The organism is Pseudomonas sp. PDM04 (genome assembly GCF_014851765.1).
Lineage (GTDB): Bacteria > Pseudomonadota > Gammaproteobacteria > Pseudomonadales > Pseudomonadaceae > Aquipseudomonas.
The window spans coordinates 305,048-321,703 of record NZ_JACVAI010000004.1 but is presented as its reverse complement, the minus strand read 5'-3'; the positions used below and the strand labels follow the sequence as shown (position 1 = coordinate 321,703).

16 protein-coding genes are annotated in these 16,656 nt (G+C 61.9%); 10 read left to right on the top strand and 6 right to left on the bottom strand.

The window, feature by feature from the left end; genetic code table 11:
* Positions 1-85: 85 nt before the first annotated feature.
* The 4 genes from IB249_RS17535 (at position 86) to IB249_RS17520 (ending at position 4,204) form a co-directional block, all read left to right on the top strand.
* Positions 86-1,183: a polyamine ABC transporter substrate-binding protein gene (locus IB249_RS17535; RefSeq protein WP_192306966.1), complete on the top strand. Its 1,098-nt coding sequence runs from the start codon at positions 86-88 to the stop codon at positions 1,181-1,183.
* A gap of 74 nt (positions 1,184-1,257) precedes the next feature.
* A complete protein-coding gene (locus IB249_RS17530; RefSeq protein ID WP_192306964.1) occupies positions 1,258-2,400 on the top strand; it encodes an ABC transporter ATP-binding protein in 1,143 nt (380 codons plus the stop codon).
* Positions 2,401-2,435: 35 nt separating this feature from the next.
* Positions 2,436-3,317: an ABC transporter permease subunit gene (locus tag IB249_RS17525; RefSeq protein ID WP_192307367.1), complete on the top strand. Its 882-nt coding sequence runs from the start codon at positions 2,436-2,438 to the stop codon at positions 3,315-3,317.
* A complete protein-coding gene (locus tag IB249_RS17520) occupies positions 3,314-4,204 on the top strand; it encodes an ABC transporter permease subunit (protein WP_192306962.1) in 891 nt (296 codons plus the stop codon). The genes IB249_RS17525 and IB249_RS17520 overlap by 4 nt, the downstream gene beginning before the upstream one ends.
* A gap of 67 nt (positions 4,205-4,271) precedes the next feature.
* On the opposite strand, the gene IB249_RS17515 is transcribed toward IB249_RS17520, so the two are convergent.
* Positions 4,272-4,913, bottom strand: a complete 642-nt coding sequence (locus tag IB249_RS17515) for an HD domain-containing protein (protein WP_192306960.1) — start codon at positions 4,911-4,913, stop codon at positions 4,272-4,274.
* Between the two features lie 339 nt (positions 4,914-5,252).
* On the opposite strand from IB249_RS17515, the gene IB249_RS17510 reads away from it, so the two are divergent.
* Complete coding sequence (locus IB249_RS17510; RefSeq protein WP_192306958.1) at positions 5,253-6,218, top strand: GlxA family transcriptional regulator; 966 nt, start codon at positions 5,253-5,255, stop codon at positions 6,216-6,218.
* A gap of 114 nt (positions 6,219-6,332) precedes the next feature.
* Here the strand turns inward: IB249_RS17510 and IB249_RS17505 are convergent, their stop codons facing one another.
* Both IB249_RS17505 and IB249_RS17500 read right to left on the bottom strand, forming a co-directional pair.
* Positions 6,333-8,741, bottom strand: a complete 2,409-nt coding sequence (locus IB249_RS17505) for a penicillin acylase family protein (RefSeq protein ID WP_192306956.1) — start codon at positions 8,739-8,741, stop codon at positions 6,333-6,335.
* Between the two features lie 114 nt (positions 8,742-8,855).
* Positions 8,856-9,437, bottom strand: a complete 582-nt coding sequence (locus IB249_RS17500) for a DUF6436 domain-containing protein (protein WP_192306954.1) — start codon at positions 9,435-9,437, stop codon at positions 8,856-8,858.
* A gap of 96 nt (positions 9,438-9,533) precedes the next feature.
* On the opposite strand from IB249_RS17500, the gene IB249_RS17495 reads away from it, so the two are divergent.
* Positions 9,534-10,484, top strand: a complete 951-nt coding sequence (locus tag IB249_RS17495; protein WP_192306952.1) for an alpha/beta hydrolase — start codon at positions 9,534-9,536, stop codon at positions 10,482-10,484.
* A 108-nt stretch (positions 10,485-10,592) separates the two neighbouring features.
* On the opposite strand, the gene IB249_RS17490 is transcribed toward IB249_RS17495, so the two are convergent.
* The gene (locus tag IB249_RS17490; RefSeq protein ID WP_192306950.1) at positions 10,593-11,345 is read right to left on the bottom strand and encodes a DUF2059 domain-containing protein; all 753 of its coding nucleotides are present in this window, start codon (positions 11,343-11,345) and stop codon (positions 10,593-10,595) included.
* 108 nt (positions 11,346-11,453) lie between these two features.
* Here IB249_RS17490 and IB249_RS17485 point away from each other — a divergent pair, with 108 nt between their 5' ends.
* Both IB249_RS17485 and IB249_RS17480 read left to right on the top strand, forming a co-directional pair.
* Positions 11,454-12,086, top strand: a complete 633-nt coding sequence (locus IB249_RS17485; protein WP_192306948.1) for a 2OG-Fe(II) oxygenase — start codon at positions 11,454-11,456, stop codon at positions 12,084-12,086.
* A gap of 2 nt (positions 12,087-12,088) precedes the next feature.
* Positions 12,089-12,574, top strand: a complete 486-nt coding sequence (locus IB249_RS17480; protein ID WP_192306946.1) for a DUF523 domain-containing protein — start codon at positions 12,089-12,091, stop codon at positions 12,572-12,574.
* A gap of 32 nt (positions 12,575-12,606) precedes the next feature.
* Here IB249_RS17480 and IB249_RS17475 read toward each other — a convergent pair whose 3' ends face one another.
* Positions 12,607-13,194: a transporter substrate-binding domain-containing protein gene (locus IB249_RS17475; RefSeq protein WP_192306944.1), complete on the bottom strand. Its 588-nt coding sequence runs from the start codon at positions 13,192-13,194 to the stop codon at positions 12,607-12,609.
* A 135-nt stretch (positions 13,195-13,329) separates the two neighbouring features.
* Between IB249_RS17475 and IB249_RS17470 the strand changes: the two genes are divergently transcribed.
* The gene (locus IB249_RS17470; protein WP_192306942.1) at positions 13,330-13,755 is read left to right on the top strand and encodes a DUF4399 domain-containing protein; all 426 of its coding nucleotides are present in this window, start codon (positions 13,330-13,332) and stop codon (positions 13,753-13,755) included.
* Positions 13,756-13,810: 55 nt separating this feature from the next.
* On the opposite strand, the gene serA is transcribed toward IB249_RS17470, so the two are convergent.
* The gene (gene serA / locus IB249_RS17465) at positions 13,811-15,040 is read right to left on the bottom strand and encodes a phosphoglycerate dehydrogenase (protein ID WP_192306940.1); all 1,230 of its coding nucleotides are present in this window, start codon (positions 15,038-15,040) and stop codon (positions 13,811-13,813) included.
* 204 nt (positions 15,041-15,244) lie between these two features.
* On the opposite strand from serA, the gene IB249_RS17460 reads away from it, so the two are divergent.
* Complete coding sequence (locus IB249_RS17460; protein ID WP_192306938.1) at positions 15,245-16,639, top strand: FAD-binding oxidoreductase; 1,395 nt, start codon at positions 15,245-15,247, stop codon at positions 16,637-16,639.
* Positions 16,640-16,656: the final 17 nt, after the last annotated feature.

Genomic DNA, 16,656 nt, shown 5'->3' with positions numbered 1-16,656 from the left:
TGCGCGCCGGTTTTGTTGCTGGGCAGGTACGACTGTCATGTAACGCGGGGCAACTTGGGCCCAACTAATTTTAGAGGACCTCCACTTGCCTATTTTTTCTTTGTTGCGCAATGCCTTGCTGATCGGCACCGGACTGACGATGGCTGTCAGTGCCCAGGCCGCCGGCACCGTGCATATTTATAACTGGTCGGATTACATCGGGGAAACGACCCTGGCCGACTTCCAGAAAGAGACCGGGATCAAGCCGGTCTACGACGTGTTCGACTCCAACGAAACCCTGGAAGGCAAGTTGCTGGCCGGGCGCACCGGTTACGACGTGGTCGTGCCGTCCAACCACTTCCTTGGCAAGCAGATCAAGGCCGGCGCTTTCCAGAAGCTCGACAAGTCGCAGTTGCCGAACTATTCCAACCTCGACCCGGTGCTGCTCAAGCGCCTGGAACAGAACGATCCGGGCAACCTGTACGCGGTGCCGTACCTGTGGGGCACCAACGGCATCGGCTACAACGTCGACAAGATCAAGGCCGTGCTGGGCGTCGACAAGATCGACTCCTGGGCCGCAGTGTTCGAGCCGCAGAACATCAAGAAGCTGCAAAGCTGTGGCGTGGCGTTCCTCGATTCCGCCGATGAAATGATGCCCACGGTCCTCAACTACATGGGTCTGAATGCCAACAGCACCAACCCTGACGACTACAAGAAGGCCGAAGCCAAGCTGCTGGCGGTGCGGCCTTACGTGACTTACTTCCACTCTTCCAAATACATCGCGGACCTGGCCAACGGCGATATCTGCGTTGCCATCGGTTTCTCCGGCGATATCTTCCAGGCCAGGAACCGAGCGGCCGAAGCGAAGAAGGGCGTGAACATCGCCTACTCGATTCCCAAGGAAGGTGGCGCACTGTGGTTCGACATGCTGGCCATTCCGAAAGACTCGGCCAACGTCAAGCAGGCCCACACCTTCATCAATTATCTGTTGAAACCTGAAGTGATCGCGCAGGTCAGTGATTACGTCGGTTACGCCAACCCGAACCCGGCGTCGGACAAACTGATGGACCAGGACATCCGCACCGACGAATCGGTTTATCCACCCCAGGAAGTACTCGACAAAACCTACGTGTCCATCGAGTTGCCACCCAACATTCAACGTTTGATGACCCGCAGCTGGACCAAGGTCAAGTCGGGTAAATAGCGCTTCAAGACTTAAACTATTCAGGGTTGGCTCACCTTGAGCGAACTGCACTCTTTTTTTTGGGAGTTTCGTAAATGGCAGTTGCCTCCGGCGCCTATAAGAAAGCCCTCGAGGGCGACCAGTCACCTAAACAGGTGCTGGTCAAAATCGACCGGGTCACGAAGAAGTTCGACGAGACGATTGCCGTGGACGATGTGTCCCTGGAAATCAAGAAAGGCGAGATCTTCGCCCTGCTCGGCGGATCGGGATCGGGCAAATCCACCTTGCTGCGCATGCTTGCCGGCTTCGAACGACCGACGGAAGGACGCATTTTCCTCGACGGCGTGGACATCACCGACATGCCGCCCTACGAGCGGCCGATCAACATGATGTTCCAGTCCTACGCACTGTTCCCGCACATGACCGTGGCGCAGAACATCGCCTTCGGCCTCAAGCAGGACAAGTTGCCCGCTGCGGAAATCGATGCGCGGGTGGCGGACATGCTCAAGCTGGTGCAGATGACCCAGTACGCCAAGCGCAAGCCGCATCAGTTGTCCGGTGGTCAGCGCCAGCGCGTGGCCCTGGCCCGTTCGCTGGCCAAGCGACCGAAGCTGCTGCTGCTCGACGAACCGATGGGGGCACTGGATAAGAAGCTGCGTTCGCAGATGCAACTGGAACTGGTGGAAATCATCGAACGCGTGGGCGTGACCTGCGTCATGGTGACCCACGACCAGGAAGAGGCCATGACCATGGCCGAGCGCATCGCGATCATGCACCTGGGCTGGATCGCCCAGATCGGCAGCCCGATCGACATCTACGAAACCCCGACCAGCCGCCTGGTCTGCGAGTTCATCGGCAACGTCAACATCTTCGACGGTGAAGTGATCGACGACGCCGAAGGGCATGCGACCATCACCTGCAAGGACCTCGACCGCCAGATCTATGTCGGCCACGGCATCAGCACCTCGGTGCAGGACAAGTCGGTGACCTACGCGATCCGTCCGGAAAAGCTGTTGGTGACGCCAACCATGCCGACCTGCGAATACAACTGGTCCAGCGGCAAGGTACACGACATTGCCTACCTGGGCGGGCACTCGGTGTTCTACGTGGAGTTGCCGAGCGGCAAGATCGTCCAGTCCTTCGTCGCCAACGCCGAACGCCGTGGCGCACGTCCGACCTGGGGTGATCAGGTCTACGTGTGGTGGGAAGACGACAGCGGCGTGGTACTGCGCTCATGAACATGCGCAAATTCAAACGCCGCCTCAATCGAATAATTCCCGGTGGCCGCCAGTTGGTCATCGGGGTTCCCTTCATCTGGCTGTTCCTGTTCTTCATGTTGCCGTTCTTCATCGTCCTGAAGATCAGCTTCGCCGAAGCCGACGTCGCCATTCCGCCGTACACCGAGATCTACAGCTTCGTCGACCAGAAGCTGCAAGTGCTGCTCAACCTCGGCAACTACGCCATGCTCGGCGACGATGAACTGTACATCGCCGCTTACCTCGGCTCGTTGAAGATGGCGCTGATCAGCACCATCCTCTGCCTGCTGATCGGCTACCCGATGGCCTATGCCATCGCCAGCGCCCGCAAGGAACTGCAAACGGTGCTGGTGCTGTTGATCATGATGCCGACCTGGACCGCGATCCTGATCCGCGTCTACGCGTGGATGGGTATCCTCAGCAACAACGGCCTGCTCAATGGCTTCCTGATGAGCATGGGCTGGATCAGTGAACCGCTGCAGATCCTCAACACCAACCTCGCGGTGTACATCGGTGTCGTCTATTCGTACCTGCCGTTCATGATCCTGCCGCTCTACGCCAACCTGGTGAAGCACGACCAGAGCCTGTTGGAAGCGGCATCCGACCTGGGTTCGAGCACCTTCAACAGTTTCTGGAAGATCACCATACCGCTGTCCAAGAACGGCATCATCGCCGGCTGCATGCTGGTGTTCATCCCCGTGGTGGGCGAGTTCGTGATTCCGGAACTGCTGGGCGGCCCGGAAACCCTGATGATCGGTAAAGTGCTGTGGCAGGAGTTCTTCAATAACCGTGACTGGCCGGTGGCGTCCGCCCTGGCAGTGGTGATGCTGGCGATCCTGATCGTGCCGATCATCCTGTTCAACCGTAGCCAGGCCAAAGAAATGGAGGGCAAGGAATGAAGCGCTTCCGTTTTTCCAGCCTGATGCTGGTGTTGGGCCTGCTGTTCATCTACCTGCCGATGCTGATCCTGGTGATCTACTCGTTCAACGCCTCGAAACTGGTGACGGTGTGGGGTGGCTGGTCGATCAAGTGGTACGTCGGCCTGATGGACAATACGCAGTTGATGGGCTCGGTGGTGCGCTCGCTGGAGATCGCCTGTTACACGGCGGTGGCAGCGGTGGCGCTGGGCACCCTGGCGGCGTTCGTCCTGACCCGCATCACCCGCTTCAAGGGCCGCACGCTGTTCGGTGGCCTGGTCACCGCGCCGCTGGTGATGCCGGAGGTGATCACCGGTCTGTCGCTGTTGCTGCTGTTCGTGGCCATGGCGCAGATGATCGGCTGGCCGCAGGAGCGCGGCATCGTCACCATCTGGATCGCCCACACGACGTTCTGTGCGGCCTATGTGGCGGTGGTGGTGTCGGCGCGTCTGCGTGAGCTGGACCTGTCCATCGAAGAGGCCGCCATGGACCTGGGGGCGAAGCCGTGGAAGGTGTTCTTCCTGATCACCATCCCGATGATTGCGCCATCGCTGGGCGCGGGCGGCATGATGTCGTTTGCCCTGTCGCTGGATGACCTGGTGCTGGCCAGTTTCGTTTCCGGTCCGGGTTCCACGACCCTGCCGATGGAAGTGTTCTCGGCGGTGCGCCTGGGCGTGAAGCCCGAAATCAACGCCGTGGCCAGCCTGATCCTGCTGGCGGTATCGCTGATGACCTTCCTGGTCTGGTTCTTCAGCCGCCGTGCCGAAGAAGCGCGCAAGCGCGCCATCCAGCTGGCCATCGAGGAAAGCGCTGCCGACTCCTGGAAACAACCGGACGTGCGCCGCGCGCAGGCACCGGAAGCGGCTTGAAGGTTGGCCACATCTCTGTGGCCAACCCAGATCCAATGTGGGAGCGGGGCCTGCTCCCACATTGTTTTCAGGACACCCAGGGCGACTGGCGGATCACTTCGACGAAGTTCATCGGCTTGAATCCCGGCTCCTGATCCACCAGCACATCGGTCTTGACGTTGCCGAACGTGGTCTGCGGACGATGGCGCAAGCCGTCGGCAAAGGCGCAGATGATGCACTCCTTGAACCCTTCACCCCGTGGATGCGCATGCACCACCGCCTCTCGCTGCACGGTGGAAAACGCCGCGTAGTCCATGCCCAGCACGTCCATTTCAACACCAGCGGTGACCAGCGCCACGGTCGGGCGCAAATGTTGCGGCACGCCTGGCGTGGTGTGCAGGGCAATCGACAGCCAGACCTGCTCGATATCGTCGTCGCTGAACCCGTAAGGTTTGAGGAACGCTGCGGCGGCGTTGGCGCCATCGACTTCGAAGCGCTCGGTGTCGCTGCGATGCCCTTCGACCAGGCCCAGGTCATGGAACATCGCGCCGACGTACAGCAGCTCCGGATTGTAGGCCAGCTGCTTGCGTTCACCGCTCAACGCGCCGAACAGAAACACTCGGCGCGAGTGGTGATAGAGCAAGTCGGATTCGATGTCGCGGATGTATTCGGTGGTGGCCCTGGCCAATGCGCTGTCGGGGATTTTGATACCGGCGATGGTGTTGCTCATGCTGCTGTCCTCGTGGCAGGCGCCGTGGTGGCGCTGATGGGACCAGTCTGTTCCCGGCTCCAGGACCGGACAATCGATGCAGGGCTGCGATCCCGGCCAATGAGCAGGCAAATCGCGCCAGCCTCGCTTGTTGGGCGCGGATTGGCTAATTTGCACACACACATACACCCTGCACGCGTAGTGGGGTGTGCACCTTGTCTCCTTGTGGGAGCGAGCCCGCTCGCGATAACTGAGTGTCAGTCGACAGGGTCGTTGTCTGATGCACCGCTATCACGAGCAGGCTCGCCCCCACAGATGCGGCAAGGTCAGCGCCGGGAAAGCAGAAGGACGATCCCCATCATGAGTAAAACCGTCGCCATCGTGATTTTTTCCGGCGTTCAGTCCCTGGATGTCACCGGCCCCATGGACGTGTTTTGCGAGGCCAATCGGTTTCTTGCACCACAGGATCACTATCGACTCGAAGTGATCGGCGTCGAGCGTGGGCTGATGGCCTGCTCCAACGGCTTGTCGCTGCAGGCCCATCGGCATTTCAGCGAAGCGCTGGGAGGCTACGATTTGCTGCTGGTCGCCGGTGGTCCGCAATTGCCATCCATGGATTTCGGCGCCGCTTTCGACGCCTGGCTGCGCGATGCCTGTGCGCTGGCGCAACGCTTCGGCTCGATCTGCAACGGCGCGTTCATGCTGGGCCGCGCCGGGCTGCTTGAGGGGCGGACGGTGACCACGCATTGGGAAGACGCGGCGGCGCTGGCCGCCTTGTGTCCATCGACCCGGGTCGAAGCCGATCGCTTGTATGTGCAGGATGGCGAGCTCTACACCTCGGCCGGTGTCACTGCCGGCATCGACCTGTCGCTGTACCTGTTGGCCAGGGATCATGGGCCGGAGGTCGCGCTGAGCGTGGCCAAGCGCCTGGTGGTGTTCACCCAGCGCTCGGGCGGGCAGTCGCAGTTCAGCCCCTTCCTGACGCCCCACGCCGAGCCGACGTCGGCGGTGGCGATGGTCCAGCGCTACGTGCTGGCCAACCTGACCGGTGACCTGAGCCTGGCCGACCTGGCCAGCGCAGCCAACATGAGTGCCCGCAACTTTTCCCGGGTGTTCGCCAGGGAGGCCAAGGTCACCCCGGCGGAATTTGTCGAGCGGGCGCGGGTGGATGCGGCGCGGGTGATGCTGGAAAGCACGGCGGCGCCGCTGAAAACCGTGGCGTATGACTGTGGCTTTCGCGATGCCCAGCACATGCGCAGCGTGTTCAATCGTCGGCTGGGGGTGACGCCGCAGCAGTTCAGGTTGAATTTTGCGGCGATGGTTTGAGCGGGAATACGCGTTAGCTTCAGGGCCTATCGCGAGCAGGCTCGCTCCCACAGGGTTTGCCTTCCAGTGTGGGAGCGAGCCTGCTCACGAGGGTCACCTGCGGGCAGCAGGGATTTACTGCGCAGCCCGCGCCGGCAACAGTTTCAAGGTACTGCGCGCATTCGCTGCCACTTCCTCGTCATTCAGGTGCGCCTGGAAGTACAGACCTTCGACATACGCCTCGGCCTGGTCGTCAAAGTGCCGGTCGAACGCCACGCCGCTCTGACCGACCGGGTTGACGGTCAGGCTGTGGGTCGGGTCGGCGAAGTCGATCAGGCGCCGGGTCGACGGCCCGTAGGTCACTGGCCAGGGGGCCGGGCCGATCTTCGCCGAGAGGTTGTTCGGCACTTCATGGGTGCCCGGTGCGGCGAACGGGCCGACGTTGAAGATCCGGTCGAGCGGCTTCTGTTGCCCCAGCGGGTGGCCATGGGTCAGCGTGTGCGCCTTGCCCCATTGCCATTGCGCGAAATCGGCGCCGAGCGTGAGCTTGAGATGAGAGAGGCTGGCCTGCCACGCAGCCTTCACCGTGTCGGCGCGGGTTTCCTTGCCGGGGGTGTTGCGGTTGTCCCACCACGGCGAGTCGGCGTTCGCCGCCAGGCGCGGCAGGGCCGCGTCGATTACCCGGGTCGAGAGCAGGGTTTCGAAAAAGTCGTTGCCCAGTTCGTCGCGCATCGCGGTGTCCGCAAGGTTGAACAGGAACTGGTTGAACAGCGTCGCGCTGGTGGACTCCAGCGGGTAGTCGCCTTGCCATTGGCTCAGTTGTTCCACCAGTTTGAGTTCGGCGGGATCGCTCACCACTTCACGCAGCACCGGCAACAGCGGCGCGAGCAGGCGTGGCCCGTACGCGGTGGTGGTGCCCAATTGCAGTTTCTGGCTGGCCTCCAGGTCCCATTTGACAGATTTGTCGCCGAGCTGGCGATTGAGTTGCTGACCCCGGTCCGCCAGGTTGTAGTAACCCGCAATCTCGCTGCCGGTCGGTGACACCGGCTGGAAATTGGCCGAGACGATGTAGCCGCGTGCCGGGTTCTCTTCCTGCGGGTTGGCACTGAAGGGGTAGAAACCGTCCTTGTCCGCATCGCTGCTGCTGCCGTCGAGGATGAACCACGGTTTTACACCCGCCGCACGCTTGGGCAATTGCGCCGCCGCCCACCAGCCGATATCGCCCCTGGCATTGGCCCAGACGATGTTCAGGCCCGGCGCATGGACCTTGGCGGCGGCACTGCGGGCCTTGGCCAGGGTGTCGGCGCGGTTGAGCTGGTAGAAGCCTTCGAGGATCGGGTTCTGGCTTTCGAGGAACCCCCACCACATGGCGATCGGCGTCTTGCCGGCGTTGCTGCCCAGCGCATCGTTGACGATCGGACCGTGGGGCGACTGGCGCAACACCAGGGTCACCGGTGCCTGGCCCTTGACGGCGATCTGCTGCTCGTGGGTAACCAGGTCGACCCACTGACCGCGATACCAGACCTGGTTGGCGTTGTCCGGGTTGACCTTCTCGGCGATCAGGTCGAGGTCGTCGTTCTGGAACATGGTGATGCTCCAGCCGAAGTCGCGGTTCATCCCCAGCGAGGCGAACGGCATCAGGGCCTGGTAGTGGCCGTAGAGCTCGAAGCCCGGCGCCGAGAGGTGCGCCTCGTACCACACCGACGGCACGGAAAAGCGGATATGCGGATCGCCCGCCAGCAGCGGCTTGCCGCTTTTGGTGCGGCTGCCGGACACCGCCCAGGCATTGCTGCCCTCGAACTGCGGCAGGCCGTTATCGGCCAGGGCCTGCTCGCTGACGCGGGCGAGGGCGTTGAGGTCCTGCCAGTCGCCGCTGGCAAGCGCAGGCCCGCTGTTGGCGTTGTCCGCCAGCACGCCCTTGGGCTGCCAGTCGAGGTCGAACACATTCAGGTAGTCGGCGCCCAACTGATCGCGCACATAGGTCAGCAGGGGTTCGGTGCGGAACGCCGCGGCAAAGCTGTAGGCCATGTAGCCGGCGATGCTGATGGTGTCCAGGGCGGTGAACGGGCGTTTCCTGATGCCCAGTACATCGAACTCAACGGGATTGGGGTGGCTGTCCTGGTACTGGTTGATGCCGTCCAGGTAAGCCTGCATGGCGACGAACGCCGGCGATTGTCGGTCGAGGTTGGCCAGGTAGGTGTCGGCACGCTCGCGAATGCGCAGAGTGCGCATCAACTTGTCGGTGTCGAGCAGTTTCGGGCCCAGCACTTCGGCCAGTTCACCGCGCGCGAGGCGGCGCAGCACTTCCATCTGGAACAGCCGGTCCTGGGCGTGCACGTAGCCGAGCGCGCGGTACAGATCGGTTTCGTTGTCGGCGCGGATATGCGGTATGCCGCGTTCGTCGTAACGCACGGTGACCGAGCCCTGCAGGTGTTGCAGTTCGACCATGCCCTGGCGCGTCGGCTGCTTGCTGTAGACGTAGCCGCCAACGACCACGGCGAGGACGACAATCAGCCCGGCGAGCGCAATCAGGAGACGTTTCATGAAGGTTCCTTGTTCTTGTTATGAGTGACGGCAGTTCCCTGGCCTCACTGTTTAACACGACCTGTTGAATCGTCCCATCGCCCGTAGGAGGGATTCTTGTCTCTCGATTTGTCGCTACTTCAGCGCATCGGTCGGCCACGGGCAGTAACACCCCACCGCCAGTGTGTGCGTGGCACTCACCGGGCGGCCTTCGTTCAGGGCTTGCAGGATCGGTTCGATGAAGCTGTTGTTCGAGTTACAGGTCAGGCCTTCGCTGTAAGGCCCGAAATACGCCAGCTTGCCGTCGCGATCCCAGATCGCCACGGCGGGGCTGGCCGGGATCTGTTCGGCGCCCGGCAGCACGTCGATGGATTTGAGACCGCTCAAGGTGGTGGGCAGCTGGCCGTGGCTGCCGGGCTTCTGCACCGCGTAAAACTCGACGCCCTGCGGCACATAGTGCTCCACCAGTTCGCTCAGGTGCTGTTGATTGCCGACGTTGCACGGGCAGGCCGGATCCCAGAAGTGCACGAGGCGGATGGCGCCGGGGCCGGCGAGGTGGTCGGGCAGGCGCAGGGGATCTCCGGAAAAGACCGCCGTGTGCGAACTGAATGCACGCAGGTAACGCCCCTGGAACCAGTCGTAGGCCGCCCACAGGATACCGGCACAGAGGAGGGCGAGCAGGCTGGCAAGCAGAGTGGTGCGGTAGGGCGAGCGCATGGGGGGCTTCCTCAGAGATCGCCCAGCTTGCCATGCTTGCCGCGACAGATGAATATCGCAGGCTCATAAAGTCCGCTTCGTGCTCTGGAACCTTCCATGTCCGCCACTTTCGACCCCGATCAGCTGCGCGCCGGCCTGCGGCCCCTGGCCCAATGGCAACCGCTGTCCGAGGAGGCGTTGGCGTACCAGCGGTTTTATGGCCTGGATTTTCCGCAGCGGTCGCTGCGCAAGGGGCTGGGGCGTTTCGACGTGGACGGCTATGAGCTGGTCTGCCAGGTCTGGTGGCCGGAACGCGCCAAGGCGACGTTGTTCATGTTCCACGGCTTCTACGATCACACCGGGCTTTACCGGCATGTGATCGAATGGGCGCTGGATCAGGGCTTTGCGGTGATCGCCTGTGACTTGCCGGGGCATGGCCTGTCCAGCGGCGAGCGGGCGAGCATCCGCGATTTCGCCGAATACCAGGACACGCTGCAAGGACTGTTCGCCCAGGCCGTGTCCCTGGACTTGCCGCAACCATGGCACTTGTGCGGGCAAAGCACCGGCGGCGCCATCGTGGTGGACCATGTGCTCAACGCCGGCACGGACAGCCCGGCCCAGGGCCAGGTGATCCTGCTGGCACCTCTGGTCAGACCACGGTCCTGGGGCTGGTCGCAGCTCAGCTATTACCTGCTCAAGCCTTTTGTCCGGGGCATCGCCCGGCGCTTCAGCGAAAACTCCAACGACCCGCAGTTCCTGACGTTCCTGCAGGCCGACCCCTTGCAGGCGCGGCGCCTGCCGACTGCCTGGGTCGGCGCCTTGTCACGCTGGATCAAGCGCATCGAAGCCGCACCGGCCAGCACGCGCCAGCCGTTGATCGTCCAGGGCCAGGCGGACATGACGGTGGACTGGCAACACAACCTCCAGGTGTTGAACGCCAAGTTCAACCGGCCGCAGGTGTTGATGCTCCCCGAAGGGCGGCATCATCTGGCGAATGAGGCGCCGGAAATGCGCCGGGAGTTCTTCGGGTTTTTGAGCAAGCGGATCAAGGGTAACAATCGTCGGTGACTGCACCGCCCTCATCGCGAGCAGGCTCGCTCCCACAATGGACCTGCGTACACCGCACCACTGTGGGAGCGAGCCTGCTCGCGATAAGGGTTCAATAGGCGCAAGAGATCACTGACCGGAATTTGAAGTGCTCTGCCCCACCGCCAATCCCGCCCGAATCGCCGCCAGCGCCGCCTGGTAATACGCCTGGCCTTCCGCCGACTCGGCAAAGGTGGCGAACTCTTCCAGTTCGTTATCCGACAGGTCGCGATAGACATACAGCAGCGTGTTGTTCAGGTCGCTGCCGATCTGCTCCATCAAGCGCTGGCGCTGACCGTTCAACAGGCCTTGCGCCTGTCCGCCGCCCAGCAGGCCGGGAATCATCGAACTCAGGCTGTCGGCCGCGACGCCGGCAATCGCCAGGCTGACCTCCGCGCCGGCTTCACGGGCAGGCAGGGCCAGGGCCAGGTGGCCGATAATCAGCAGGCGGCTGTCGCTGGCTTGCATCTTTGGCAGACCCTTGGCGTTTTTCGCCAGTTGATCGCGACGGGTCGCGAGCAATTCGGCGGCCACGATCTTCTTGCCCAGGGGGGACTGGAAGAAGGTCAGGGCGGGTTTCGGGTCGGCGAGGTTCTTGCGCAGCTGTGCTTCGGCACGCTGGTCGACGGCCTGCGGGGCAAAGCGTTGATTGCTGTTGTTCACCAGCGCCTGAAACACCGCCGGTGGCAGGCTGTTCTGGTAACGCTGCTGAGCCGCTGCCAGGGCGTCGTTGAAATGCGCGCGTTGTTCCGGCCAGCCGGCAACCTTGTACAACTGGTCGTGGCCGTCTGCCCAGGCGGGCATTACGCAGAACATCAACATTGAGAAAAGCAAACGACGCATAGGGACTCCTGTCGGCAGCCGACTATTCTCCGTGCGGCATACCGACTTGTCGAGAATTCGTATCAAGCCGCCGCGTGGCTCTGTCGGATTTTCGGGTACAGGAATACTATGCGCGCCATGCAAATATCCTCTGATCACCCGCTGCTGTTACGTATCGTCGACGAACTGGCTGAACACGGCTGGTCGCAGCAGAATATTTTCCTGCCTATGGATCTGACCCGGGCGCTGGCGGCTGAGTGCCGTAAACGTGCGGCCGAGGGCGAACTGGCCCCGGCCGCCGTGGGGCGCGGGCCGACATCGGAGATCCGCGAAGCCATTCGCGGCGACAGGATCCAATGGATCGAGCCGGGTCAGGCGCCGGCGTGCGACAGCTACCTGGCGTTGATGGACAGCCTGCGCGAAGCGATCAATCGCGGCTTGTTCCTGGGCCTGGAGGATTTCGAAAGCCATTTCGCGCTGTACCCGCCCGGTGCTTTCTACCTCAGGCACCTCGACCGCTTCCGCGATGACGACCGGCGCACGGTGTCGGCGGTGCTGTACCTCAATGAGGCCTGGCTGCCCCAGGAGGGTGGCCAGTTGCGCATGTACCTCAAGGACCGTGGCGAGTACGACGTGCTGCCCACCGGCGGATGCCTGGTGGTGTTCCTGTCGGGCGAGGTGCCCCATGAAGTCCTGCCCGCGACCCGGGATCGCCTGTCGCTGACCGGCTGGTTCCGGCGTCGTGGCAACGAGCCGTTCTGATCATGCGCAAAGTCCTGGTGAGCCGCTGCCTGCTGGGGCACCGCGTGCGTTACGACGGCGGGGCCAGCGGGCCGTTCGATCAGCTCCAGCAATGGCTCGATGAAGGTCGTGTCGTGCCCTTGTGCCCGGAGGTGGCCGGTGGCTTGCCGACGCCTCGGGCAGCGGCGGAGATTCCGGGGGGACAGGGCGGAGACGTGCTGGAAGGGCGGGCGCCGGTGATCACCACCGAAGGCGAAGACGTCAGCGCACAATTCCTGTCCGGGGCTCATCAGGCGTTGGCCTTGGTACAAGCCCATGACATCCGCGTTGCCGTGCTCAAGGCCAACAGCCCGTCGTGCGGAAACCTGCAGACCTACGACGGCACGTTCAGTGGGGTGAAAGTCAGCGGCGAAGGGGTGACGGCGGCATTGCTCAGGTGTCACGGCGTGCTGGTGTTCAGTGAGCTGGAACTGGCCGAGGCGGCTCGGGCCCTGTCAGGACAAGACTGACGGGCCACCCATCCCCCCACCGTGCATCGCCTTCAAGGCTTCGCTGCCTCACCCGCCTCCGTCCCGAACCACTTCTGCTCCAGCGCCTGCAACCGGCCATCGGCCTTGATCCGCTGCAAGGCGTTTTCCAGGCTGGCGTGAAACGCCGGGTTGCCCTTCTGAAACGGAATCGCCAGGTTCACCGGCGAGGCGGCCTTGGGTTTTTCCTGCGCCAGGGACTGCACCAGCAGCATCGACTGCGGTTCTGCTTGCTTCTGCGCGAGCAATTGTCCATCGACCTGTGCATAAGGTTCGCTGAAGTCGAAACGATCCTTGAGTTCCGGGGTCAGTGCTATGTGGTTGATGGCGACGTCGTACTTGCCGCTTTCGACGCCGGTCAACAGATCGCTGGAATCGGTGACGACAAAGTCGGCCCGCACATCCAGTTCGTTGGCCAGCAACTGGCCCAGTTCGACTTCGAAGCCCGAGAGCTGGCCGTCGTCCTTGAAATTGAAGGGCGGTGTATTAGCCTCAAGGGCAATGCGCAATTCACCACGGTCGTTGACATCGTCAATCAGTTCGGCATGGGCCAAAGGGCTCAAAAGGGGCAGCAGACAGATCAGGCCAGGCAGAAAGCGCATGGTCACTCCTTTGAATTTCTTGTTGCGACCCTTTGATTCAGGCTCGCTTTGCTATGGTTGTCGAGTGCCTTCGACAACGAATGGTCATGAAGTTGTCATGACCACGCGAATTTTATGAAAAAACTGGAGAAGAGAATGAAATCCTTTATGTCACGTGCGGCCTTGGCTGGCCTGCTGATGGGTGTTTCGGTGCTGGCCAGTGCGGCAACCCCGGCCCCCAAGGGCGCCGAAGTGTCCATCGTTTCTCCTGCGGACGGCGCCACGGTTCCCAAGACGTTCGTCGTCAAGTTCGCGGTCAAGAACATTGCGCTGGCGCCAGCCGGTGATGTGACCAAGAATACTGGCCACCACCATTTGCTGATCGACGTCAAGACGCTGCCGGCCGCCAACCAGCCGATCCCGACCGATGCCAACCACGTGCATTTCGGCAAGGCGCAGACCCAGGCCGAAGTGACGCTGACGCCGGGCGAGCACACGCTGCAACTGATGCTGGGCGACAGCGGCCACGTGCCGTTCGATCCGCCGATCGTCTCCGAGAAGATCACCGTCAACGTCAAATGACCCGTGCATGAAAAAGGGAGCCCGAGGGCTCCCTTTTTTGTCGCTCAAGTCGCGATCAGAACAGCACGCGGCAACGAATGGTGCCGTTGATGTGCTGCAGCTTCTCTTGCGCCAGGTCCGAGTACTCGGCGTCGACGTCGATGACCACGTAGCCGACTTTCTCGTTGGTCTGCAGGAACTGACCGGAGATGTTGATGCCGTTTTCGGCGAAGACCTTGTTGATCTCGCTCATCACACCCGGAATGTTCTCGTGGATGTGCAGCAGGCGGTGCTTGCCAGGGTGAGCCGGCAGGGCCACTTCCGGGAAGTTCACCGACGATACCGAGGTGCCGTTGTCGCTGTACTTGACCAGTTTTTCCGCCACTTCCAGACCGATGTTGGCCTGGGCTTCGGCCGTGGAGCCGCCGATGTGCGGGGTCAGGATCACGTTGTCCAGGCCGCGCAGCGGGCTTTCGAACTCTTCGTCGTTGGAGCGTGGCTCCACCGGGAATACGTCGATGGCCGCGCCGATCAGGTGCTTGTCCTTGATGGCCGCCGCGAGGTGGTCCAGCTCGACCACGGTGCCGCGAGCGGCGTTGATCAGGATGCCGCCTTTCTTGATGGCGCGGATTTCCTTCTCGCCGATCATCCACTGGGTCGCAGCGGTTTCCGGCACGTGCAGGGTCACGATGTCGGACATGCCCAGCAGTTCGTGCAGGTTGCCGACCTGGGTCGCGTTGCCCAGTGGCAGCTTGGTCACGGTGTCGTAGAAGTACACCTGCATGCCCAGGCCTTCGGCCAGGACCGACAGCTGCGTGCCGATCGAGCCGTAACCGACGATGCCCAGCTTCTTGCCGCGGATCTCGAAGGAATTGGCCGCGCTCTTGATCCAGCCGCCACGGTGGCAGGAAGCGTTCTTCTCAGGGATGCCGCGCAGCAACAGGATCGCTTCGGCCAGCACCAGCTCGGCAACGGAGCGGGTGTTGGAGTACGGCGCGTTGAATACGGCGATGCCGCGCTCGCGGGCCGCGTTCAGGTCAACCTGGTTGGTCCCGATGCAGAAGCAACCCACCGCCACAAGCTTCTTCGCGTGGTCGAAGATCTCTTCGGTCAGTTGCGTGCGGGAGCGAATGCCGATGAAGTGAGCATCGGCGATCTTTTCCTTCAGTTGGGCTTCCGGCAGAGAACCGGTGAGGTACTCGATGCTGGTGTAGCCGGACGACTTGAGGACGTCGACAGCCGATTGGTGGACGCCTTCGAGAAGAAGGAACTTGATCTTGCTCTTATCGAGAGAAGTCTTGCTCATCTGCGTAAACCTGTATCCCGGAGAAAAATGGCAGGAAGGAACAGCCTGGAGCTGACCCCGACGGCAACAAAGCCGTCGCCGCAGCAGCGCCGTTGGGCACTATGCTGCGGGGTCGGTATGCTAGCATAAGCGCCCCGCTAAACACCCGTTCCTGCGACGTGAAGCGTTCTCAGGATGACCATGAATTGTTCGAGAGTTCTGTCGATGACCAATCCTGCCCTGATTGATGAACTGAAGTCTCTGGTCGAGCCTGGCAAGGTCCTGACCGATGCCGACTCCCTGAATGCTTACGGCAAGGATTGGACCAAGCATTTCGCGCCGGCACCGACGGCGATCGTGTTTCCCAAGACCATCGAACAGGTCCAGGCCATTGTCCGTTGGGCCAACCAACACAAGGTGGCGCTGGTGCCGTCGGGCGGGCGCACCGGGCTGTCGGCGGCGGCCGTGGCGGCGAATGGCGAAGTGGTGGTGTCGTTCGACTACATGAATCAGATCCTCGATGTGAACCTGACCGACCGTACCGCCGTGTGCCAACCCGGCGTGGTCACCGAGCACCTGCAAAACGTTGCCGAAGAACAGGGCCTGTATTACCCGGTGGACTTCGCGTCTGCAGGTTCCAGCCAGATTGGCGGCAATATCGGCACCAATGCCGGCGGAATCAAAGTGATTCGCTACGGCATGACCCGCAACTGGGTCGCCGGCATGAAAGTGGTCACCGGCAAGGGCGATGTCCTTGAACTGAACCGCGACCTGATCAAGAACGCCACCGGCTACGACATGCGCCAGCTGTTCATCGGCGCCGAAGGCACCCTTGGTTTCGTGGTCGAGGCGACCATGCGCCTGGACCGGGCACCCAAGAACCTCACTGCCATGGTGCTCGGCACCGCCGATTTCGACGCGATCATGCCGGTGTTGCACGCCTTCCAGGGCAAGCTCGACCTGACCGCCTTCGAATTTTTCTCCGACAAGGCCCTGGCCAAGGTCATGGCCCGCGGTGACGTGCCGGCGCCCTTCGACACGGAATGCCCGTTCTATGCCCTGCTGGAATTCGAAGCGACCACCGAAGAAGTGGCCAACCAGGCCCTGGAAACCTTCGAGCACTGCGTCGAACAGGGCTGGGTGCTCGATGGCGTGATGAGCCAGAGCGAAACCCAATTGCAGAACCTGTGGAAGCTGCGCGAGTACATCTCCGAAACCATTTCCCACTGGACCCCGTACAAGAACGACATTTCGGTCACTGTGTCGAAAGTGCCGGCCTTCCTGAAGGAAATCGACGCGATCGTCGGTGAACATTACCCGGATTTCGAAATCGTCTGGTTCGGTCACATCGGGGACGGCAACCTGCACCTGAATATTCTCAAGCCGGATAACCTCAGCAAGGACGAGTTTTTCGCCAAGTGCGCAACGGTCAACAAGTGGGTGTTTGAAACCGTCGAGAAGTACAACGGCTCGATTTCCGCCGAGCACGGCGTGGGCATGACCAAGCGTGATTACTTGACCTACAGCCGCTCACCGGTTGAGATCGAGTACATGAAAGCGCTCAAGGCGGTATTCGATCCGAATGGCATCATGAACCCGGGCAAGATTTTCGCTGTTTGACGTTTGAATTCAAGAGT